Origin of the sequence: Leptospira interrogans (genome assembly GCF_900156205.1) — a bacterium.
Lineage (GTDB): Bacteria > Spirochaetota > Leptospiria > Leptospirales > Leptospiraceae > Leptospira > Leptospira interrogans.
This window is the reverse complement of record NZ_FTNA01000002.1, coordinates 25,764-48,705: the sequence shown is the minus strand read 5'-3', so window position 1 is coordinate 48,705 and position 22,942 is coordinate 25,764. Positions and strand designations below refer to the sequence as shown.

Genomic DNA, 22,942 nt, shown 5'->3' with positions numbered 1-22,942 from the left:
TGTATAACCATACGAAAGTGATGATTATACTGCGATCCGTGAAAGAAAAATCTAAATAAACTTTAAAATCTTCTGAGGTATTTTGAATTTCTTTTAAAATTGGTACCTGGAGCGAGACTCGAACTCGCACGAGATTGCTCTCACAGGATTTTAAGTCCTGGGTGTCTACCATTCCACCATCCAGGCAGGATACGACGTGTGTGTCAGGCGTCGCCCGGATTCGAACCGGGGATCAAGCTTTTGCAGAGCCATGCCTTACCACTTGGCCACGACGCCGTTATAGGGTATAATTTTAAGAGAAAGATCAGTGTCAATAGAAAAGTCTTTATGAAACAAAGAAGAATCTACTTTTATCGACTAGACGGAAGAGGAAAACTTTATCACGATTCTTCGGAATTAAAGGACCCTGAGTTCTTAGATTTTTTTATTTCTAGAATTCGTAAGAATGACACCGGAGAATATTTAGAATTTCCCTATCTTTCTATTTGTAACGGAGAATGGAATTTCATTCAACCAACAACTACGATTTTTGTTTTTCGAAAATTGGAAAACGGCAGACTATTTTACTCTCCCGGTCTATCCGTTTCTTTTCAACCAGAGAATTTAAAAGTTTTTCAAGAATCTATAGCACATCCTGCTCCACTTTTAGGAGAATGGGGCTCTTTTTCCAGCGAACTATTGTTAGATTTTTCAAAACAAATTTTTCAAAGGAAAGATTTACTCATATTTGAATATTTAGGAAAAGAATTTTCGATTTCGAAAGAAAAGTAAAAATTTCACAAAAGGAAATCCTATAAAATCCCAAAAAGAACTATCCTCTAGTCAAATTTTTACATAAAATCGCCGTTTTGCAGTTATCATAAAAATGAAAGAATCATTTTAGAGAGATTTTATAAATGAAGGTAAGTTCGACATAAGAAAAAATTTTCTAAAAGTATGAATTCCTACAATTTTAGAATTTGTTCGTAAAATCGTAGTTTGTAATAGTTCCTACATTATTTTACAGACAAACCTAAGTTTTGTGGTAGTTCCCACATCTAAGGTTCAATTGTTATAAAACTTCTACTTTCTAAATTGTGGTAGTTCCCACATTGAAGGAATCGATCTGTAAATTTCAGATTTCGACTTTTTTCAGAATCACGGGTTTCTTACACCGAACTTACATTCTTAATGAAGTAAGTTTGTGAAAGATATTAAAAAAACTTACTACCTAAAAACTATGAAAAAAATACCCAAAGTTTTCTACTGAAACATTACTTTGCGACGAAAATTTACGATACTCAATTCTATACGAATCAGTAATGTATGAGTTCCACATTGGACGGTTTTGGGACAAACTCTAATATTATTAGATATAAAATTTTCAACAACTCTACCGTTTACTGAACATCATAATCTATCAATATAACTTAAAGAACTTTACAAAAGTTTCTAGACTTTTTTTGAAAAGCAGTCGTGCAGAATAAATTTCTCAGTATGATTCCTAAAATTTACAATTAAACCTAGATTCCTCAAACTATATTTTAAATTATGCATATCGATTTGTTTCAGTACAAAATATGTATTATATAAATTAGACAATCTAATCTTTCAACGAAGCAAAGTTCATCTGTTTTCTGAACGCGCTTAAAATTTTCTCTCAATTTTTAAATCGAATCTACATTAAAATAATTGAATCAATTATTCCCACTCGATCGTTCCGGGAGGTTTGTTCGTGAGATCAAAAAATAGATAACGAATTTCAGGAATTTTTAGAACTTCTATTTTAATTTCTTGTAAAACAGAACGTTCCATCCTAAAAAAATTAGCAGTCATCGCTTCTTGAGATTCTACAGGACGAAGGACGATACTTTTTTCATTCTCCTTTTCTCCAATCGGAAGTAAAACCACAGGCATCTGCCAGATTTTATTATAAAGTCCCAATTTACGAATCACGGATTCAACTGTAAAATCAGCTTCACGGAGTAAGTCCGAACATTTTTTATCTAACTGCATTCCAGTAAATTGAAAGTTCCATTTTTTAAGATCCGATTCAAAAGGTAAAAGAACCACTCGATTGATAAAAGAAAATCGGTTTGAAAGATGAGTAGCTACACGATCTAAAGTGTTCCAATCTGTTTCAATGTCGTTTAACACAACACAATTGGCATAAGACCTTCTGTCTCCTTTGACACCCACACTTGCAATCGGAAGAATTTTTCCGGACAACCCATCTTGGGTCGAAAGATAGGAATCAATTTCCAACTGATCCTTATCGGTTCCTTTTTTTTCTACTGCGAGCATACGAACCACAAGCCCCGGTCCTGGAAACGGATGACGCCCTACCCATTCCGATTCCAAACCCAGAAGGACACCTAAATCCCTTACCTCGTCTTTATAAAGATCCCGAATCGGTTCTATTACTTTTCCTTGTTCAATCAGTTTTTGAATCGCTTCTACCCGATTGTGATGCGTTTTAATGGTATGCGAATGTTTGGTTCCACCAGATTCGATCGTATCCGGATAAATAGTACCTTGACCTAAAAGCCAATCTCCGTATTCCAGATCTAAATCTTTTACAGCACGATCTCTCGCTTCTAAAAATAAATTACCTACAATTTTTCTTTTTTCTTCCGGATCGGATTTATCTTTTAAACTTTTATAAAAAAGAGAGGATTCGTCTCTCACTGTTAGGTGAATATTCTGAAAAGTTAATTTTTTTTGAAGAGAAACAACTTCGTCTTTTCTCATAAAACCAGTATCAATCAAAAAACCTAAAACTCTTTCAGCACCAAGAGCCTTACACAAAAGAAGGTAAGAAACCGTAGAATCCACACCTCCAGAAACGAGCATAAAAATTTTCTGTTCTTGTTTAACTGTTTCTTGAATCTCTTTGATTTTTTCTTTTAAAAACTGATCGATTCCCCAAGTTTTAGAAACCCCACAAATTTGAATGAAATTATCTAAAAGAACCGAACCTTTTTCGCTATGACTAACTTCTGCATGAAACTGAATTCCAAAAATTTTCTTAGATGAATTTGCAACAACCGCATAACCGCAATCTTTAGAAAAAGCAATTTTAGAAAAACCTTCTGGAAGTTTTACAACTTCATCCGCGTGGTTCATCCAAACCTGCTCCCCACCTACGAAATTTTTCAAAATAGAATTTCCATTGGTTCCATGAAGTTGTAGAGAAGCAGGACCGTATTCTCCAGTTCCAGAACGTTCTACAACACCGCCTAATAATTTCATAATAAGTTGATGACCGTAACAGATTCCAAGTATAGGAATTCCTAAATCAAAAATTCTAGTTGTAACGGTAGGAGAATTTGGCTCATAAACGCTTTCCGGACCACCGGAAAGAATGATACCTGAATACTTTTGATAATTAGAAATAGGTTCTTCGTTAGAAAGAATTTCCGTATATGCCCCAAGTCTTCTAATTCTAGAAGCAATTAAATGAGCATATTGTCCGCCAAAATCAACCACGGCGATTTTTTTATGGATAACCATTTCAAGCCTCTTCTGGACTTTGCTATCGATTCGGGAAAAAGAGTTTTCGCAATTACAAGATCAAAAAATCTGGTTATCAAGGAAATTGTCCATGAAAACGAATCATCCAGAAACCTACGACGGAAGACAGGATCATATCCCTTCTTTACAAACTCCCGAGATCGAATCTTTCACCAATGTTTATGAGGGAAAAGATTACACAATCGATTTTACGGTTCCTGAATTTACTGCAGTTTGTCCCAAAACAGGTCTTCCCGATTTTGGTGTGATCTTAGTTTCCTACATTCCCAACAAACGTTGTATCGAACTTAAATCCTTTAAAGAATATATCTTAAGCTATAGAAACGTAGGTATCTTTCATGAATTTTTGGTGAACAAGATCTTGGAAGACGTAATCAAATCGATTGACCCAAAATACTTGAAAGTGATTGGAGATTATAACGCTCGAGGCGGAATTAAGACGATCGTAACCAGAGAATACAAAAAACCTTAATCGGAATTTAAAACGACATGGACTCTATTACGTTTTTAGGATATATTGCATCCCTACTAACAACAATCTCATTTTTACCCCAATTGATCCGAATATTGATGGGAGGTAGCACAAAAGACATTTCTAGAAACATGTATATTGTACTTGTCACAGGTGTATTTCTTTGGTTTATCTATGGATGTTTAAAACAAGATTTTCCCATCATTCTGGCAAACGCATTTACGTTTCTCTTTGCTGCGACTATACTTTATTTCAAACTAAAAAGTGATTCTAAAGTAAAATTAAAAAATAAATCGAATGAGGAATGAGTTTTTACAAATATTAAATCGACTGCATTAAAAAAGAATTTTAGAATCATCGAATATTTTTAAGTTTGATTTTTTACTGTTCCCCACATATTAAAATATTATGAATTTCAAAATAAGTTTGTATTTCAAAAACAGAATTTAAATACATCATTATTACTAAAGTTATTGAAAAATTAATTCTCTATCTGTTTCTATTTTATGAAAACGGTCAATTGAAGCAGTTTTGTTAAATTTGAACTACAGAATTTTTCAATAGATTCCCATAAAACGGCTGTTTTGAGAACATACTATCATTTAATTTTAAAAATATCGTATTCAAATATTATAAAATTGAAATAAAAAGCCTTGGTTTTTCTGTAAGAAAAAACCAAGGCTTCAAACTTACTGAGGTTTTACTTGGTCCTTTAGAGACTTTCTAGAATTTTCCAAAGCTTCTTTTTCTTTATCAATACCTGATTTGATATTTTTTCTCTCTTCATCGGCAGCATTTTTAATAGCTTCTTTTTCAGCCTTACCGGATTCTTTGACTTCGTCTATCATTCTACGATTTTCTTCTTTAGTCGCATTGATGAGTTCTTGGTTTCTTTGTTTTTGCTCTTCCAAACCTTGAAGAATTCGCTCTTTATTTTCTTTAAAGTCTTTTAAGATCTCTTCTATTTTTTGTCTTTGTTCTTCTGTTACAGATTGAACGGTAGCGGAATCTTCTTGTAATTCTTTTAGCTCATCCTCCGAAAGTTTTTCTTCTTTCTGGCTTTTACCATCTGAAATTATTTTTTCACCCGCATCTGCAACGTTACTTTGATCAGGATTATCGTTATCCACCACTTCCACGGATCCTTCAGAAACGAGAGTTTCTGTTTGTGCTCCGTCCACTTCTACTTGAAAGTCAGTACCACGAACCGCCGCAGTAGAAGTAGGAGTTGTAATTTTAAATCCGGAAGATTTACTTAACTTAGTACCAACTTTAGAAAATATCTTTCCTTTGTTGAGGCTAATGTCGGAATAAATTTCAGAATTTTTAGAATCTACATAAATCTTGTTCAAAGTAAGTATTGTATTTTCTTTGATACGAATGACAACACCGTCCATCAATTGAATGTCTGCATAAGAATCCTTAGTGGTTTCAATTTTATCTTCCGGTAAAATAAATTCAGAAAGTCCTGTTTTTTTTATTTTTCCAGCTTTATCATAGAGTTTAATGTTACCTTTTATAAAAGTAAAAACCCCACCTTGTAGATCTTCCTTTTTAGATTTTGTACAACTAGCTAAAAATAATACGATCAATACAAAACAAAAACTTTTCTGAATCATTTTAGTTCTCCTATCTATAAATTCTTTCCGGGCAAGGTAACATAAAATTCATTGCAAGTCCACAGTTTTACCTGTTTTTTACTATCCACGAAGTAAATTCAAATTCTATAAGATTGATTCTACTCCATTAGAAAAGGACTTGCCGTCTAAAGGATGATTGGAAAATTGAACTTGAAACCTGTTTTTTAAGCAACCGGGACGAACTGACCCAGGAGAATCGAGCCTATGGCGACTAAAATTGCGTATGTAGACAAGGATAACTGTACTTCCTGTAATCAATGTGCAGACAATCTTCCGAAATACTTTCAAATGGACGACAACGATACTTCAGAAACTCATATCGGAGGAGAAATGATCAACCAAGCTCCGATTCCTGAAGAAGACTGGAAAATTGTTCAAAAAGAAATGGATGAATGTCCAGGCGAATGTATTCAGTGGAAAAAATAATTTTTTAAATAAAACGACTCTTTAAATTCAAATTTTTAAATCAGATTGAAAGTTTGTAAAATTCTAAGGCGGTTAAAAAAACCGTCTTTTTTATCAGAACTTATCCAAAATCCGAAATGCCGATCCTTAGAGAGGCATTCGCTGAGTTCTCTAAGTTGCATTTTAGGACGTTAGAAGTAACTCAGCGTCTCACTTTCCAAGGATCACGTTCTATAATAAATTAAAACTAAAGACGACTGTTATATCATATTTCCTACATGCAATTTATTGACCAGAGTTGAGAGCCCGGTCCAGCTATCTGTAGCACAAGCCTGATTCGCCTAGATTTTCTTACGTCAAATTCATGTTATATAATAAAATTTTATAAAAGTGCATTCAAAAATCTTTTTGAAAATTTTTAGAAGTTTAGAAATTGAGTTTTTAAAATTTCAAAATGAAATTAAAACATACTACCAATAACTTCAAAGAATTCTAATATTCTTGTTCAGAACGAGTAGAACCCAAAAGTTCATCTGGAATATCTTCTACTCTTTCACCGATCTGAATGGCGAGTCTGCTTCCTACTCTTCCAGGAAGGCATTTGAACTTTTTTCTTTCTCCTACTTTTACGATCATCTCTGATCTTGTAGAAGTGTTTTCGAGTTTTACTACATCTCCAATAGAAAGATTCATAAAATCGTTAATGGAAACGTCCACAGACCCAACTTCCGCAATCAAAGGAATGGCTACTTGATCCAATCTTTCCTGAATCACGGCGCGGTTTTCATCCAATTCTCCCTTACGAATGGAAGAATACCAATATTGTGCTGATAGTTTATTGATGATCGGTTCGATCGTGATATAAGGAATACAAAGATTCGTCATCCCTTCCACTTCTCCGATTTTAGTTTCCAGAGTAATCAAAACCACCATGTCGTTTGGAGGAACTACTTGAGCAAATTGAGGGTTTGTTTCAATGTTTCCAAGCCTAGGTCTTAAGTCTATCACTGTGGACCACGATTCTCTCATGTTTCCTAAAATTCTTACAATAATTCCTTCCATTACGCTCATTTCTATTTCAGAAAGTTCCCTGGAAATTTTTGCCTGTTCTCCTTTACCACCAAACAGACGATCGATGATCGTAAAAGAAATTGATGGATCAATTTCTAAGATTGCAGAACCTCTAAGAGGGTCCATGTTGATTACTGCAAGTGTTGTGGGATTTGGAATGGAACGAATGAACTCTTCGTAAGTCAACTGATCCACAGAAGCAACGTGAACCGAAACAAGCGCTCTTAGCTGAGCAGAAAGCCCTGTGGTTGCAAGACGCGCAAAGGTTTCATGCATCATTTGTAAAGTACGGATTTGGTCTTTTGAAAATTTATCCGGACGTTTAAAATCGTAGATCTTTACTTTTTTTTGTTCAGAAACGGAAGCATAATCTGATTCGCTTACTTCACCGGAACTGATGGCGCTAAGTAACGCGTCAATTTCATCTTGGGATAAAATTTCTGTCATTTCTTTACCTTTGCTACTAAGTTAGACACTTTCCAAAAACCTCCCTGTTCATCAGGAACTTTTCGGAGAGTGTAAGTATATTCATATTTGGCACGAAGACGATTTAGTCTTCTTTCTACAAAAACAGTCACCTTTGCCAAACCAGGTGAAACGGATTCTGTATTTAAAATTCTATAGGAATTCAAAATCCCTGCTCTAGATTCGGTAAGATAACGTTTGAAATTCTCCAAAAGAAAATCTCTTTCAGATTCTTCAGCACGATTATATTCTTCCGCATATTGATCGTAACTTTGTACGTATTCTGGAAAATAAATCCATTTAAAATGATGAACCCAATTTTTTTTCTTTTCAGAACCTAAGAATAAATGAATTACTTCCTCCGGCTCTAAACCGTCCACGGAAGGATCTTTTTCCGGAATAGAAGAAAGAACCGGCTCGTTATGTTTTTCTTCATAAAAGAAATAGGGTTGATTACGAGAACGAATAAAAAGCGCCGGCATTTCATGAACGTTTGGATGAAAATAAGCAGTCACAAAATATTTTTTTCCAGGATTTAAGTCGAAGCGGGAATTCAAATCGATTTCTTTAGAAAATACTTCGTCCTTATGAAGTATAATTTCTTTGATTTCTTTTCCTTCCAGAGACTGGATCATATTTCTTCGTTTTGATTCTGTTCTTTTTTCTTCATCCTTTTCCGGAATTTGATTTCCGTCCTCGTCCCGAACCACAATTCGATAAGATTCTAAATCTCTTCCAGATGGGAAAATTCGAACTACCTCTTCCCCTGTATTTGTAATAGACATTTTTACTGGAATTCTATCATTTTCCCGATAATGGATTTTTTTCAAATCCAAGGTAATCATTCCCTGTTGTTTGAGATAATTTTCGGATACAGAACCTCTTGTGTCCCGTTTTGGAAATGAAAATAGAATCGAAGAAATTAAGTATAAGATTACCAATAGAACACGGATCATTCTGCTTTATTTTCGGCAAATTCTCCTAAAACCCGCGAAAAAATACTCAAAGTAATAAGGCTCCCAGAAGCTCAAAGTAAAAGTGTGGTAGTTCCCACAGATTCGTATGTTTCTCGGACATAAAACAGATTACGTCTCATCAAAGTTCGTACATTTACAATATGACAGTTTGTGGGAACTCCAGTATTTGATTAACGTGATGAATTCGACTCCAATGATTCATTTTTTTAAAAAAGTTGGGATTTAAATTTTGCAGATCGATTCTTAAAATGTAAGAGTTCCCACATTTTACGATAATGAATTATGGATTCATTTTCTGATTTTTAAAGACTACGAAACCTCTCAAAAATTCAAATTTCATGAAAAATTTCCGAGTAAAAAGAATGTTTGATGATGTCACTTTAAAACTCTCTTATGTGGCTCGATCATTTCAGTTCTGATATTTGTTTTTATTTTTTTGAGATCAAAAAAGTTTTATGAAACGGACTAAATCACAACACGTTATTCATATCGGTCTAAAAGAACATAGACAAACTCAACGATTCTTTTACAATCCTTATAACTACTCTTAAGATCATCCCTTTGCATCTTCAATAATCATCTCCGCGATTCGGATCAATCTTTTGAGAATCGCCTCCACCTTATCATAGTCTTCGTAACAAGAAACGAGTTTTTCCATAGGAGGTTGAATGAGAGAAATCGCTTTTGAAGAAAGCATCAAGGCGGGTAAATTGTCTTCGTTTAACAAATTCAAAGATTCTAATTCGTTTAGAAACCGATTAATTTCTTTGATGAGCGCCTCGTCTCCTATATCATTTTTTTCGAAAAAGGATTCAATTTTTAGAATATAATCTGTAAGAACCTGTTTGATCCTTGCCTCATCGTCGGTAGGCTTCCGTTTTGCAGTCAAAGAATTAATCGTTCCGTATTTTGACATTGCAGTTTCATAAAAAGAGTGTACTTCCTGTCGTTTAGAATGAATGATTCGAAAAATCTTTATAATTCCAACCAAACGGTTCGGAAGATTTTTTCCTTCGTTCGTCTCTAAAATCGAAGTTCTAGATTCCTGATCGTGCGCAGGAAGTACAGACAAGCATTCTAAAATACGACCAGTGCTAGAACCAGACACATAATTTGCCAGTTCATGAATCACTGCTAAGTAATTTTTTGCCTGAGTTTTATCCTTTGCAAAAGTCATTGTGGAGTTGTAGTTACGTTTCTTTTATCTACGATAAGCACCTTTTTAATCGTAGTTTTAGAGTTACCAGTCTTTACGATTTTATCCACTACGTCTTCTCCAGTTACAAGTTGTCCAAAAACGGTATGAAGCCCATCTAAATGAGGTGTATCCACTTGGTTGATAAAAAATTGAGAACCATTCGTATTAGGTCCGGCATTTGCCATTGCCAGAGATCCTTTAACTGCTTTATGAGACTTTAAAATTTCATTATATTTGTATCCAGTTCTAAAAAGAATTTCTAAAACGGATAATTTTTTAGCGTCTTCAAACGCTTTTTCAATCAATTCTCTTTTGGTTTCTACCTCTTCCCTATTTTTAATTTGAAGTTCGTTTGCTACAACTTTTTGCAATTGATATTGATAGTAAGGAGATTCTCCCGCTTTTACTTGATCAAGCCCAAGTGATTTTCCGTTGATTTCATCTTCAAAACGATAACCTGGCCCCCCCGTTCCGTCTCCGTTCGGACAACCTCCTTGAATCATAAAATTTTCAATCACCCTATGAAAGGTCAAACCGTCATAAAAAGGTTTTTTTACTTTTTGTCCGTTTCTAGATAAAAATTCTTTTTCACCCTGAGCAAGATCAATAAAATTCTGAACTGTTTTAGGAGCGTCCTTATCGAACAATTCAAGCACCATCGTTCCTTGAGTAGTCAAAAATATTGCGTAGATACCAGGTTTTTCAGGCAAAGGAACAACTGCAGTATCCGGTTTTGGGACCACTACGGAAGAAATAGTATAAACTTCCGGTTGGTATTTGGTTTGAGTAAATGGATTTCGATTACACGTTAAACAACAAACAAGCGTTAATATTCCAAAAATAATTCTCATAAAAACAATCTTTCTGCTTCCTTCAAAGAATCCAGCGCAATTTTTAACTGCTCTTCCTGTCTTTTTTTAGAAGTTCCTCCATAAGAAATTTTTTTATCCGCAGAAAGAGAGAGAGAGACCGCATCCTCATATTCCTTTCCTACAAAATATTTCGAAATCGAAACTCGATCCGATTCAGGTAAATCGAACAATGTCTTTTTTTGTTTTACACAAACTCCAACAAGAGTTCCTACGAGTTCATGAGCCGTTCGAAAAGGAATTTTCTTCTCGTTTACGAGAAAGTCAGCGAGATCCGTCGCGGTCGCAAATCCATTTTTTAGGGAAACCTCTGCCCTTTCGGGAATCCAGATCCAACCTTCAATCATCTCTCGAATTCCCTCTAAACTAATCTGAACAGTTTCGATCGAATCAAACAGAGCTAATTTATCTTCTTGCAAATCTCGGTTGTATGTGGAAGGTAAACCTTTTAGCATTACTAAAAGATGATTTAAATTCCCAATTACCCTTCCCGATTTTCCACGAATGAGTTCTGCAATATCAGGATTTTTTTTCTGAGGCATGATAGAAGAACCGGTTGTAAGGGAATCTGGTAGTTTTAAAATTCCAAATTCTTGAGAAGAATAAAGAATTATATCTTCACAAATTCTAGAAACGTGGATCATTAACTGAGTACATGCAAATAAGAATTCTAAAATATGGTCCCTACTGGAAACTCCGTCCATAGAATTCGGGGATACTTTAGAAAGTCCTAATTCTTTTTTCAAAAATTCCCTATCAGTCGGATAGTTAACTCCCGCCATTGCTCCAGAACCTAGAGCTAATTCCTCCGAAGCCTTAAACGCAAAACGAAAAAATTCCTGATCTCTTTCCAAGGCCCAAAACCAAGAAAGGAGATATTGGGACGCGCGAATGGGTTGTGCTATTTGTAAATGGGTATAACCGGGTATAATTACGTCCAAACTCTGTTTTGCTTTTTGATAAAGAGAGGATCTAAGATTTATGATGGATTTAAGAATTTCTTTTCCTTGATTTAAAATATAAAGTCTTACGTCTTGAGTAACTTGATCATTTCTAGATCGTGCAGTATGTAATTTTTTTCCGGTTTCACCTATTAATTCCGTTAGACGAAACTCTATATGCATATGAATGTCTTCTAGTTCCGATTTGAATTCGAATTTTCCTTCTTCTAATTCGGTTTTAATCTGTGCGAGAGCGATTTCTATTTTAGACAATTCTTCTGAATTTAAAATTCCGATCTGTTTTAACATCCTAGCATGAGCTATACTTCCTTGAATATCCTCTTTATAAAGTTTATGATCGAAGGATATGGATTGTCCGATCCTTTCTAAAATCGAAGATGCGTTTTCTTGAAATCTTCCACCCCAAAGTTTTTTTTCTTTTTCAGTCATGATGATCTTTACCAGATTATTTTTGATTACTCTTTCTGATACTCTTCTTCCAGGTTTTGAATCCAGTTTTTCAAAACTTCTAATTCTTCTTCGGTGATTTTTGCAGAAGGATGTAGAAGAATATAATCAAGAGGAGGCATTTCTCCTTCTTCAAGAACTTCTAAAATAGAATCCCCTTTTGTAGATTTTTCTTTTTTACTTAAAAGCTCCCATTCTGAAAAATTGAGTTCCATTTTACCTTCTTCTACATGGCGATATAAGTAAAAGTTGATCGGGAAAATTTTAGAATACCAAGGCCAAAGAGTCAGATCAGAATGACAGTCATAACAAGATTGATTTAATATCTTTTTGACTTCATTCGAAGTTTGAATTTCGTTTTGATTCTTTCCTTGAGGAGGATGTAAAGGTAGAAATTGTAAAATTAGGATCGTTATTACAGCCGCAATTGAGAAGAGAAATTTCTTTTTCATATCTTTTTTCTGGATATTACCTTTCTTTTCCATTTTTTTTAAATAGAAAAAACAGATTGAACTTTGAAAAAAATTTACGAATCTTTTTTACTCTGGAAAATGATCTTTCATGCTTGATTTTATTTCCAATCTACCTACAACACTTTGGATCGGAGGAGGCGTTTTACTGGTTCTAGCCGAGTTTTTTATTCCGGGAACGTTTGTAGCTTTTTTAGGAACTTCAGGTATTATTACCGGAATTGTAGTATATTTTTTTGATATTTCCATCGGCTGGCAATTTGGACTTTGGGTTTTTCTTTCCACACTATTAATTTATGTAGGAAGTACTACAATCCGAAAGATTTTTCCGGCTCAAATAGAACATTCTATTCCTAAAAATGATGAGGTAGGAAAATTGGTTCCCGTAGTCAAAGATATTCTCGTAGAAAGAAAAGGTGGCCGAATTCTTTTTCAAGGAGTCGAATGGGACGCAATTTCTAAAAAATCCAGAATCCCTAAAGGAAACAAAGCGAGAATTTTGAGCCGAGACAATCTTACATTTTTCGTCGAACCTTTGGAATTTCCAGAAAAGTAATTCTAATTTTAAAATAAAAAAAGGAGATTTTATGTCCGCAGGGTTTATATTCACGTTATTTTTTATAGCGCTGGTTTATCTGATCCGTAAGACGTTTATCGTCGTTCCCCAACAGTATTGTTACGTCATAGAAAGACTAGGAGTGTTCAATGGCGCTTTAGAAGCAGGGTTTCATTTTCTTTGGCCAATCATAGAACTAGTCAAATACAGACAAAACCTAAAAGAAATAGCGATCGATATTCCACCTCAGATGTGTATTACAAAAGACAACGTTTCTATATCTGTAGATGGAATTCTTTATTTAAAAGTTGTAGATGCGTATAAGGCGTCTTATGCGATCGAAAACTATATGTTAGCAACTCAACAACTAGCCCAAACCACTCTTCGTTCTGAAATCGGTAAACTCATTTTAGATCAGACCTTTGCTGAAAGAGATGATATTAATTCACACGTTGTGCGCGCTTTAGACGAAGCAACCGATCCATGGGGGATCAAAGTTACAAGATATGAAATCAAAAACATATCCCCGCCAAAGGAAATTCTTCACGAAATGGAAGAACAGGTAAAAGCAGAACGAGTGAAACGAGCAGAGATTACCATTTCGGAAGGGGAAAAACTTTCTAGGATCAATCGTTCTGTGGGAGAAAGAGAAGAAGCGATCAACATCTCCGAAGGAGAAAAGATGAAAAAAATCAACGAAGCAGAAGGTAAAGCTTTAGAAATCGAACTGATTGCCGCTGCAAAAGCAAAAGGTATTCGTATGATCGCAGAATCAATTTCCAAAGAAGGTGGAGAAGAAGCAGTCAATCTACAAATTACGGAAGACTATTTAACTGGACTCGGAGAAATTCTAAGTACATCTAAAACTACAATTCTACCTGCGGAACTAGCCAACATAGCAGGTGTATTTGAAGGACTTTCCAAAGTAACCGGAAAGTTACCTGAAATCAAAACACAGAAAGAAAAGGGAGGTCAATAAAATGGAAACGTTTCAAACCACATTTGTGATCATATTCTGGACTTTATTTGGAATTTATTTTACATATAAACTCTATCGTTCCATTCGAATCGTTTCCGCTCAAGATTGTATCGTAGTTGAAAAATTTGGTAAATACAGTAGAACCCTACACGCTGGACTTCATCTACTTTGGCCATTTATCGAAAAAGACTCATATCATCATACTTTGAAGGAACAAGCCACAGACGTTCCTCCTCAAACCTGTATTACGAAAGATAACGTAAAAGTGGAGATGGACGGAATTCTTTATTTAAAAGTTTTAGATCCTTATAAGGCAAGTTATGGAATCAACGATTACCAGTTTGCGGCTTCTCAACTTGCTCAAACGACAATGCGTGCCATTATAGGAACTATGGATTTAGACGTTACGTTTGAAACAAGAGACGCAATTAATAATAAAATTTTAGAAGTATTAGATCAAGCTGCTGAACCTTGGGGAATTAAAGTCAATCGTTATGAAATCGTAAACATTACCCCTCCTAAGTCCATTTTAGAAGCAATGGAAAAAGAGAAAAAGGCTCAGATTTCCAAGAAAGCACAAATTTCACTTTCGGAAGGGGATAGAGATGCAAAGATCAATCGATCTCTGGGATTCAAAGAAGAAGCAATCAACAAATCTGAAGGAGAAAAACAAAAAAGAATCAACGAAGCGGAAGGGGTTGCCAAAGAAGTTGAATCCATTGCGACCGCAACTGCAAAAGGTATCGAACTCATCGCCCAATCCATTCACTCTCAAGGAGGAAAGGATGCGATCAAACTACGAATCGGTCAAAAATTTATTAAAGAATTTGAAAAAATCTCCGGTAAGAAAACGGAAATTGTGCTTCCTTTAAACCTAGCTAATTTCCGTTCGATTCTAAAATCCGTTTTAGGAAACGAAGATCAGAAAAATTAAATCTGGAGTAGTTCCTACTTAACGTGAGTTCAGCTGAGAATAATTATCTAAAAGTATGAGTTCCTACAAATTTTAGAATTCGTTCGTAAAATCGTGATTTTGTAAGAGTTCCCACATTTTAGGAATAGATCTGTAAAATTCAGATTTAGAATTAACTTTTTACGGAAAAATGGATTACTTACGTCGAACTCAGGTTAATTGATTATGAGCTTTTGAGCAAGTTCAACAATCAATTCTGTAATTAATGGAAATTCACAAACTTTTCAGAAAAATTGGAATTTGTGGGAACTACCACATACAACACAAATTCTCTATATGGGAATACTTCTGCAAAAAAACAAATCGAATGTGGAAACTCATACAAAGATTATAATAACAGAGAATACTAAAAACTATAAATCATACAACGGTTTCTGTGGAAACCTACCACATTTATAGGAACAACTAAAACAGCTATAAAAAAGTAAGGCCGGATTCTAAAGCCTTCTACTTTGATCTACAATCTCCGTAATTTGAATCCCGTAAAAATCATCCATTGCAACCAGTTTCCCTCTTCCTACTAAACGACCATTCGCAAGAATATCTAGATCCTCTCCCACATTTTTATCTAATTCTACGACAACACCTTCATTCAAACCGTTGACGTCTTTGATAAACATATTTGTCCTACCCAACTCTACAGTAAGAGCTAGGTTTACATCCATGAGTAAGTTTAAATTTGTGGATTGAGACGGAGAAGACTGACGAGAAGTCGGTCTAGGTGCTGCAGGCGCAGGAGTTGGAGTTGGAGAAGGTCCCAAAGCTGCGGAAATATCTGCAAAAGAAGGAGAATCAGTTCCGGAGCTATCCCCTCCCCCAGTCCCAGTTCCTCCACCTTCACCTCCGAGAAGTGAATCTAATTCACCACTCAGATTGAAATCAGACCCGCCACCGCCTGAAGGTGCAGCAGATTCTCCACCACCGCCAGTTAAAAGTGCGTCTATATCCTCTTGTGAGAGTGACCCTTCTCCCATTTTTTTTTCTCCTTCACAAAACCGATGGTAAATAAATCGACAGAATCATAGATTCCTACAAGAGTATTTTCAGATTGAAACGAGGTACTTTCCACTTTGAGTTCCCCCTCCACTTCTAAAGAAACAACCTTTTCCGAAGTAGATTTTACAAAAACAAAAAGTTTTCTTCATGGAGAATTGAGCGCACTCGGTTTTTCCAACGTAGACCTTCCAGTAATTACTTCTGAAAAAAAAGATCTTAAGATCGAATTTACTGTCACTTCCATCTCCAAGGCGGCCCTACTAGACTGTTTTCAGATTCTTAAAAACCATATTGAAAATTTAAGAATCCATACCTTCGAACCAGGTTATTATTGTATTCAAGCATTGAATGAAAATCTGTTCGAAACAAAAAACCTTTTGGACACGATTCGATTTCGATTCTATTCCGGAAGAACTAAAAATCGAGTCGAAATCACTAAAAAAGGAGATTTTACAAGAGAAGAATTATTTGCCATACTAGGTCTTTTCCAATTTTTAAAATCGGAAAAAAGTATCGAAACCGCAAAACCAGAAGAACTTTTGGCTTCTTTAGGAGTAGAAGTTTTTCATCCAGAAAACGCAGAAAAAAACGGAAAATCCATTTCCTTTGACCAAATAGCAGGATATGAAGGGGTCAAACAACAAATCCTAGAATCGATCATTCTTCCCTTAAAAAACCCGGAAATTCTCACCGAACTTTCTAAATTGACCCGAAAATTTCCAAGCGATATAAGACCTCGGGCCGTTCTTTTTGAAGGAGATCCAGGCGTCGGAAAAACTACAATGGCTCGGGTAGTTTCTTGTATGACCGGACTTCCCCTCATTTACGTCCCCGTAGAATCAATTATGAGTAAATACTACGGAGAAAGCGCTCAAAATATGGCCTATGTATTCGATGCGGCGGCTCTTTTTCCGGGCTGTCTTATTTTTTTAGATGAAATTGATTCCCTGGCCGGAAACAGAGAAGAAGGTATGTTCGAGGCTACTAGAAAAATTCTTTCAGTTCTTCTACGTAAGATAGACGGTTTTACTAGCCAGAGAAATTCAGTTACAATTGGAGCTACAAATCGAAAACAAGATCTAGATCACGCACTTCTTTCCAGATTTGACCGAACCATTTATTTCCCTTTACCCGATCTAGAGGAAAGATCCAAAATTTTAGAGACCTATGCGATCCATCTTTCCAAAACCGAAAGAATGCGGATTTCAGAAGGTTTGATTGGACATTCTGGAAGAACAATTCGAGATTTTTGCGATTTAATAGAAAGAAAATGGGCTTCTTATCTAATCGAAAAAGGATTGAAACCCGTCCCGCCACCCTATGAGCTGTATTTGGAAAATACCTCCAAATCTGAGAAATAATCTGGGATTTTTGAATAAAAAATGATCTGCTCATTCAATCTGGAGTCTATTATTCCGATAATACACATAGGATTTTATAACCTCCGTGTTATAGGATTCAAATATCCGCTTACTAAGGACAAGGGGAATGAAACTTCAAAAGCTATTTTTAGCAGTTTTAATCGCAATTTCGACCGCGGTATTTTCTCAGCAAAATTCCGGATCCGATCAAAAATCACAACCATCCAGTGCCCAGTTAGGCCAATCTATTCTGGAAACTGAGAGAAAGCTAGACGAAAAGATTTTCGAACTGAACCAGAGACTAACGCGTCATACGGTTCTTATGAAAATGAAAGTCAGAGTTCTTCCTTTCAGAACGGTTTTGTTTAAGGGAAAAGCAAACAACGACGAATGTACACCTGCGATCAACCAAGAAGATCCAGCAAATAATTGCATTCGTGTCGAAGTCTACGACTTTATTCGAGACGAAGAAAGAGGTTTGAACAAAAACGTTCAAGGAGCTCTTGCGAAATATATGGAGATCTACTTTGAAGGTCAAAATAGCAACGATCCTGAACCGAGAACCGAACCTCCTAGAAATATCAATAAACTAAAATCCAAGATCTATAAGAATAACATGGTATTGGAAGATAAAATCATATCCGAAGTGATGGACAGAGGACCAAACACTCAACCGTCTCACAACGATAAGGTGGAAGTATTCTTTCAAAAAGACAATTATCCAGAATACGGTCGTCCTGAAACTCCAGCCGAAAAAGGTGTTGGTAAATACATCCTCGCAGGTGTAGAAAATACAAAGACTCATCCGATTCGGAACTCTTTCAAAAAAGAATTCTATATCAAACACCTGGATCAGTTTGACAGACTCTTTACCAAAATTTTCGATTACAACGACCAGTTAGGAAACGAAAACTACAAAGAGAACGTGGACGCCTTAAAGGATTCCCTCCGCTACTAAAAAGTGCGAACCATTCTCCCTTGTCCACGATGCCGGACGGAACTCAGAATCCCACTCGATTTGGGAAAACTGACCGTTCGGTGTCCGCGGTGTTATGAATCTTTTTTATTTGATCCAGAAATAGCTCGTTTGCAGAATCTTGAAGAGGATTCTAAAGAAGACAATCCCTATCTCAAGAGTTCCATTCATTTATTTTTGGAAAATTTAAAACGAACACTTTTGAATTTCAAATCTAGATTCAAAAATCCGCATCTACTTTATCAAACCCCAGGCAAAAAACTTGCCAGAAATTTTTTATTATTACTTTTAGCGATTGGAATCGTTCGCACTTGTTTTTTTTCTCCGTTTGAGGATTTGCAAAATTCAAATCCGTTCCCAGATCCCCCGGAAACTCAACCTCAAGAAATTCAACCGGAAGAACAACCTATTCCCAAGTTTGAAATTTAATACGACTTACTTTTGAATCTACTCATTTGTAAAAAAGAATGGAGAATTGAAAAATCGAGTCGATTTTCCATTCAAGACCCTAAAAAAATCAATCATATATGCAATATTTTGAATAAACGAGAAGGTGATCGTTTAAAAGCGGGACTGATAGATACAGATCTAGGACAATTCTTTCTTGAAAAAATAAATAAGAATCAAATCGTAGGAATCTACAAACCAATCTTAGTTCCACGACCTCGTTTTCCAGAAGTCCATATTCTAATGGCAATCAATCGGCCCCCTACGATTCGAAAAATCCTTCAGTTAGCAGGAACTTGGGGAGTTACATCAATCCATTTTTTTATCAGTAAAAATTCTAGAAAAGATTATCTAACCTCTCCTATTTGGAACCAAAACGAAATTGAATCCGAACTTTTAGAAGGTATGGAACAAGGAAAAAATATATTTCTTCCTAAAGTTTGTTTCGACTTTCAAAATCAAATCGAAAATATTCTTATAAAAAAATTAAAAGAATTAGATTTTACATTTCGTTTTATTTTAGATCGAAAAGGTTTTACATTTACTCAGGTATTTAAAGAAAAAAAAATAGATTCAAATTTTGGAATGTATTCTAAAACACCTCGCGTCTTAGCCGTGATCGGTCCAGAGAGTGGATTTATTCCAAATGAAATCTACTTTTGGAAACGTTTTGGTTTTAAAAAACTAAATCTCTCCGATCGAATACTTCGCACCGAAACAGCTTTTGCGTTTTTACTTGCAAGACTTGAAGAAAAAACAATTTTCTAAAAAGATAAACCACCGGAAAATAATATTTTCTGTTCGTCTTGAGCTTCGTATTGACTGGAAGCCGTGTCATAAACCCATTTACGTATATTCTGAAGTCTGATTGTTATAAGACCTAAATTGATAGCCAATTCCAAAGCCCCTTGAGATCGATCATCTAATTTAAAAGCTTCTTTATTTTGATCAAAAGCTTTTTTCATATAATACCCATTAATGAGGAACATACTTCCAATCGGAATATAAACTCCTAGAAACACTCTGGAGTTATTCGGTCCGGCATAGTTTTCATAGTTTGATTCGATCGCAAATCTATAAAAATTGAATAATACAGTTGTAAAATGTCCCTTTACCTTAGGTCCATCTGGATCAGCTAATTTTGCGGCTTCTAATTTGGTCTGTGGAATATGACTTTGTAAATTACTCTGAAATCTTTCTAATTCGTAAAAACTATCAAAATACATAGGAATATATGTTGCTGTCATATTTCTATATTCAGGTTTTATTTGTACATAAATGTCCTTTCCACCCAATCTAAGTATTGCTCCATAATGTGTACCTTTTGCGTTTTCTATCTGTCTGATTTTATTTATGTCATAGTAAGGAGTCAGCTCTATATATTTCGCACTAAGTAATTTGTATTCAAAATCGAAACCAGTAATCGAAAGTCTTTCCGTAGACTTGACGAGTGGATTATCATTCTCATCTACTTTTAGCTTTCCTGTAGTATCAAACTTAAGTTCCGAAGGAGCTTTAGTATCAAACGCGGTTGTATAACCAATTGCAAACCGGTTGACCCAATTATCTTGATTAAATATCTCTTTCAAATTTTGAGGTTTTTCCGGTTTTTTATCCGCAGGAATCATTTCTTCTTTTTTTTGCTGTGTCTTCTGATCTTCAATCAAAGCACGATAAGATTCCTTTTCTTCCGCCCCTACTTCCTCATAAACTTTTCTTCTCCCGGCTTCATCGGCTACGTTTCCTTGTGCAATTGTCATCATCGTCAAAAATTTGGACCTGCCGGTAACAATATCAAAAAGTTTATATCCAACGGCAAAGGGTCGGATATAAACCCTTGCTGAACTGACTTCTCTTGTATAAATTGAATTGGAAAATACCTGTACCCCTCCAAAATCACTGTTTATATCAGCTTGAAGACCTACGTTATACACATCTAAACGTTGATTGTTTACGTATCGATTTACGATCGTTCCGTGACCTATATAACCATCGAATAGTTTTCCTAAATATGCAGAATATGTAATTTCTCCGGGAGTGTATTTTCCATACTGACCAAACCAAATATTATTGATCAATCTAAGATAATCGCTTTTTTCATTGTAATCGAAAGACCTAAGTTTCCCTATCTTAGAATTTTCTTGTTTTGGTTCCGTATCGTAGATCAAAAAATTTAAAGGTAAAGTCAACGAAGCTCCAAAATCACCTCCGAAGTTCAAATTGACGGTAGGTGCTACATAGAGATAATAATCTTTCTGATATTTATTGATCCCAAGATCATAAGTAAACGGCTCTGTGGGATGCATATACTGTCTACCCGGTGGAATCCAAAGTTGCGCTTGAATTCCAGTTTGGATTCCAAAGAAAAGAAATAAAAATACGAAAAGATATTTAGAACGTTTGGTCATGTCAGATTGATTTAAACCGAAAATTCCTTAGAAAATCCCGCTACACTCTCCTTACAAATAAAGTCTTACTTAATTTTCGGAAAGAAATGAAGATCAATTTCTAAAAATTCAGCCCATTTCAATCCATTCAGCGACTTTACAGTCTTAGGTGTTAAATAGAATCAAAAAGGACTAGAATTGCAAAGGAAATTTTTTTAAATCTCATTCGTATAAACAGAATTCAATTTCAATATAACGGATTTTAGTTTGACTTCTGGGCAAAAATTCTCAGAATACGAAAAAGGAGAATTAAAACCAAAATGCCTAGAAATTATAAGCCAGAAACAATTGCGCTGCACGGAGGTCAATCTCCAGACCCTTCTACTTTATCTAGGGCAGTTCCAATTTATCAAACTACATCTTATGTGTTTAAAAACACTGAACACGCCGCTAAACTTTTTGGCCTACAGGAATTCGGAAATATCTATACAAGGATTATGAATCCTACCACAGACGTTCTTGAACAAAGAATCGCCGCTTTAGAAGGCGGAGTTGCAGCGCTTGCTACTGCTTCCGGTCAAGCGGCGGAAACTCTCGCATTACTAAACATAGTAGAAGCTGGTCAAGAAATTGTGGCCTCTTCTTCCCTTTACGGCGGAACTTATAACCTCCTTCATTATACGTTTCCTAAATTAGGAATTAAGGTACATTTTGTAGATCCCTCGGATCCTGAAAATTTTCGCAAAGCAGTCAATGATAAAACCAGAGCATTTTACGCAGAAACATTAGGAAATCCTAAATTAGATACTTTGAATCTGGAAGCGATTGCAAAAGTTGCACACGATTCGGAAGTCCCTTTGATAATAGACAATACCTTACCCTCTCCCTATTTAGTCAATCCGATCGAACACGGTGCAGATATTGTAGTTCATTCTCTAACTAAATTTTTAGGAGGGCACGGAACTTCAATCGGAGGTATTATAGTCGATTCCGGTAAGTTTAATTGGGGAAACGGAAAGTTTAAAAATTTTACAGAGCCAGACCCAAGTTATCACGGTTTAAAGTTCTGGGAAGTTTTTGGTAAGTTCGAACCGTTCGGCGGAGTAAATATCGCTTACATCATCAAAGCAAAAGTACAAGGACTTCGTGATATGGGTGCCTCTATTTCTCCTTTTAACGCCTGGCAAATTCTACAAGGTGTGGAAACTCTTCCTCTTAGAATGCGTAAACATTCCGAAAACGCTCTTGCAGTCGCAGAATATCTTACCAAACATACTAAAGTTTCTTGGGTAAACTACCCAGGTTTAAAAATGGATAAGAACTATTCTCTTGCAAAGAAATATCATAAAAAAGATCTTTACGGTGCCATTCTAGGTTTTGGGATTAAAGGTGGAGCTGTAGAAGCAAAGAAATTCATAGACGGGTTAGAATTATTTTCCCTTTTGGCAAACGTAGGAGATGCAAAATCTTTGGTGATCCATCCAGCGTCTACGACTCACCAGCAGTTAACTCCGGAAGAACAACTTTCAGCTGGAGTTACTCCTGACTTTGTTCGTCTTTCCGTCGGTTTGGAAAATATAGAAGATATTTTATTCGATTTAGAGGAAGCTCTGAAGAAAGTTTGATAGTAAAGAGGTTTTGATTTTTTTGTATTTCAAAGGAGTTAAGTTCCTTTGATTTATCTATAGAAAGTAAGTATTCAACAGTAGAGCGACAACTCAAATGGAGTTTAATCGCGAACTGGATCGTCCAAAAACTATAATACTGCTCAAATGAAA

Annotated in this window: 22 protein-coding genes and 2 tRNA genes; 12 read left to right on the top strand and 12 right to left on the bottom strand. The window is 35.5% G+C overall.

Annotated features, from left to right (window positions below; all coding sequences use genetic code 11):
* Positions 1–100: 100 nt before the first annotated feature.
* Positions 101–186 (bottom strand) — tRNA-Leu (locus BW942_RS01795).
* A gap of 19 nt (positions 187–205) precedes the next feature.
* A tRNA-Cys gene (locus BW942_RS01790) sits at positions 206–276 on the bottom strand.
* Positions 277–327: 51 nt separating this feature from the next.
* On the opposite strand from BW942_RS01790, the gene BW942_RS01785 reads away from it, so the two are divergent.
* Positions 328–771: a DUF4505 family protein gene (locus BW942_RS01785; RefSeq protein ID WP_000813709.1), complete on the top strand. Its 444-nt coding sequence runs from the start codon at positions 328–330 to the stop codon at positions 769–771.
* Positions 772–1,680: 909 nt separating this feature from the next.
* Here BW942_RS01785 and guaA read toward each other — a convergent pair.
* On the bottom strand, positions 1,681–3,492 hold the full coding sequence (guaA, locus tag BW942_RS01780) for a glutamine-hydrolyzing GMP synthase (protein ID WP_000234667.1): 1,812 nt from the start codon (positions 3,490–3,492) through the stop codon (positions 1,681–1,683).
* 91 nt (positions 3,493–3,583) lie between these two features.
* Between guaA and queF the strand changes: the two genes are divergently transcribed.
* Positions 3,584–3,985 (top strand): preQ(1) synthase, encoded by a 402-nt coding sequence (gene queF, locus BW942_RS01775; RefSeq protein ID WP_000856053.1) that lies wholly within the window; start codon positions 3,584–3,586, stop codon positions 3,983–3,985.
* 17 nt (positions 3,986–4,002) lie between these two features.
* Positions 4,003–4,293 (top strand): SemiSWEET transporter, encoded by a 291-nt coding sequence (locus tag BW942_RS01770; RefSeq protein WP_000377382.1) that lies wholly within the window; start codon positions 4,003–4,005, stop codon positions 4,291–4,293.
* Positions 4,294–4,674: 381 nt separating this feature from the next.
* On the opposite strand, the gene lsa33 is transcribed toward BW942_RS01770, so the two are convergent.
* Entirely contained in the window at positions 4,675–5,604 is a 930-nt protein-coding gene (lsa33, locus tag BW942_RS01765; RefSeq protein ID WP_000615236.1) for a surface adhesin Lsa33, read from the bottom strand.
* 225 nt (positions 5,605–5,829) lie between these two features.
* Between lsa33 and BW942_RS01760 the strand changes: the two genes are divergently transcribed.
* Positions 5,830–6,051 (top strand): ferredoxin, encoded by a 222-nt coding sequence (locus tag BW942_RS01760; protein WP_000201605.1) that lies wholly within the window; start codon positions 5,830–5,832, stop codon positions 6,049–6,051.
* A gap of 471 nt (positions 6,052–6,522) precedes the next feature.
* On the opposite strand, the gene fliM is transcribed toward BW942_RS01760, so the two are convergent.
* The 6 genes from fliM to BW942_RS01725 all read right to left on the bottom strand — a co-directional run bounded on the left by fliM (position 6,523) and on the right by BW942_RS01725 (position 12,471).
* Complete coding sequence (gene fliM / locus BW942_RS01755) at positions 6,523–7,548, bottom strand: flagellar motor switch protein FliM (protein WP_000136083.1); 1,026 nt, start codon at positions 7,546–7,548, stop codon at positions 6,523–6,525.
* Positions 7,545–8,522 (bottom strand): hypothetical protein, encoded by a 978-nt coding sequence (locus BW942_RS01750; RefSeq protein WP_000621805.1) that lies wholly within the window; start codon positions 8,520–8,522, stop codon positions 7,545–7,547. Before BW942_RS01750 ends, fliM begins: the two co-directional genes overlap by 4 nt.
* A 574-nt stretch (positions 8,523–9,096) precedes the next feature.
* Positions 9,097–9,720 carry a hypothetical protein gene (locus tag BW942_RS01740; RefSeq protein WP_000141650.1) on the bottom strand — a complete coding sequence of 208 codons (624 nt, stop codon included), beginning with the start codon at positions 9,718–9,720 and terminating at the stop codon, positions 9,097–9,099.
* A complete protein-coding gene (locus tag BW942_RS01735; RefSeq protein ID WP_017861711.1) occupies positions 9,717–10,592 on the bottom strand; it encodes a peptidylprolyl isomerase in 876 nt (291 codons plus the stop codon). The genes BW942_RS01740 and BW942_RS01735 overlap by 4 nt, the downstream gene beginning before the upstream one ends.
* Positions 10,589–12,001 carry an argininosuccinate lyase gene (gene argH, locus BW942_RS01730; protein WP_000136475.1) on the bottom strand — a complete coding sequence of 471 codons (1,413 nt, stop codon included), beginning with the start codon at positions 11,999–12,001 and terminating at the stop codon, positions 10,589–10,591. The genes BW942_RS01735 and argH overlap by 4 nt, the downstream gene beginning before the upstream one ends.
* Positions 12,002–12,027: 26 nt before the next feature.
* The gene (locus tag BW942_RS01725; protein ID WP_000726283.1) at positions 12,028–12,471 is read right to left on the bottom strand and encodes a heme-binding domain-containing protein; all 444 of its coding nucleotides are present in this window, start codon (positions 12,469–12,471) and stop codon (positions 12,028–12,030) included.
* Between the two features lie 109 nt (positions 12,472–12,580).
* On the opposite strand from BW942_RS01725, the gene BW942_RS01720 reads away from it, so the two are divergent.
* From BW942_RS01720 to BW942_RS01710, 3 genes are read left to right on the top strand one after another with little or no spacing between them, the layout of a single operon-like run.
* Positions 12,581–13,045: an NfeD family protein gene (locus tag BW942_RS01720; protein WP_000883779.1), complete on the top strand. Its 465-nt coding sequence runs from the start codon at positions 12,581–12,583 to the stop codon at positions 13,043–13,045.
* Positions 13,046–13,076: 31 nt separating this feature from the next.
* A complete protein-coding gene (locus BW942_RS01715; RefSeq protein WP_001272390.1) occupies positions 13,077–14,024 on the top strand; it encodes an SPFH domain-containing protein in 948 nt (315 codons plus the stop codon).
* Between the two features lies 1 nt (position 14,025).
* Positions 14,026–14,958, top strand: coding sequence for an SPFH domain-containing protein (locus BW942_RS01710; RefSeq protein ID WP_000447378.1), 933 nt, complete (start codon positions 14,026–14,028; stop codon positions 14,956–14,958).
* A gap of 476 nt (positions 14,959–15,434) precedes the next feature.
* On the opposite strand, the gene fliN is transcribed toward BW942_RS01710, so the two are convergent.
* Positions 15,435–15,971, bottom strand: a complete 537-nt coding sequence (fliN, locus tag BW942_RS01705; RefSeq protein WP_000503773.1) for a flagellar motor switch protein FliN — start codon at positions 15,969–15,971, stop codon at positions 15,435–15,437.
* 96 nt (positions 15,972–16,067) lie between these two features.
* Here fliN and BW942_RS01700 point away from each other — a divergent pair, with 96 nt between their 5' ends.
* The 4 genes from BW942_RS01700 to BW942_RS01685 all read left to right on the top strand — a co-directional run bounded on the left by BW942_RS01700 (position 16,068) and on the right by BW942_RS01685 (position 19,545).
* Positions 16,068–17,354 (top strand): AAA family ATPase, encoded by a 1,287-nt coding sequence (locus BW942_RS01700; RefSeq protein WP_000098174.1) that lies wholly within the window; start codon positions 16,068–16,070, stop codon positions 17,352–17,354.
* Positions 17,355–17,481: 127 nt separating this feature from the next.
* A complete protein-coding gene (gene fcpB, locus BW942_RS01695; protein ID WP_000775825.1) occupies positions 17,482–18,312 on the top strand; it encodes a flagellar-coiling protein FcpB in 831 nt (276 codons plus the stop codon).
* Positions 18,313–18,372: 60 nt separating this feature from the next.
* Positions 18,373–18,759, top strand: a complete 387-nt coding sequence (locus BW942_RS01690) for a hypothetical protein (RefSeq protein ID WP_000517492.1) — start codon at positions 18,373–18,375, stop codon at positions 18,757–18,759.
* A 12-nt stretch (positions 18,760–18,771) separates the two neighbouring features.
* Positions 18,772–19,545, top strand: a complete 774-nt coding sequence (locus tag BW942_RS01685; protein WP_001050392.1) for a 16S rRNA (uracil(1498)-N(3))-methyltransferase — start codon at positions 18,772–18,774, stop codon at positions 19,543–19,545.
* Here BW942_RS01685 and impL63 read toward each other — a convergent pair.
* Positions 19,542–21,185 (bottom strand): cytoplasmic membrane protein ImpL63, encoded by a 1,644-nt coding sequence (gene impL63, locus BW942_RS01680; RefSeq protein ID WP_000166979.1) that lies wholly within the window; start codon positions 21,183–21,185, stop codon positions 19,542–19,544. The genes BW942_RS01685 and impL63 overlap by 4 nt on opposite strands.
* Positions 21,186–21,484: 299 nt before the next feature.
* On the opposite strand from impL63, the gene BW942_RS01675 reads away from it, so the two are divergent.
* Complete coding sequence (locus BW942_RS01675; protein WP_001137844.1) at positions 21,485–22,789, top strand: O-acetylhomoserine aminocarboxypropyltransferase/cysteine synthase family protein; 1,305 nt, start codon at positions 21,485–21,487, stop codon at positions 22,787–22,789.
* Positions 22,790–22,942 lie beyond the last annotated feature (153 nt).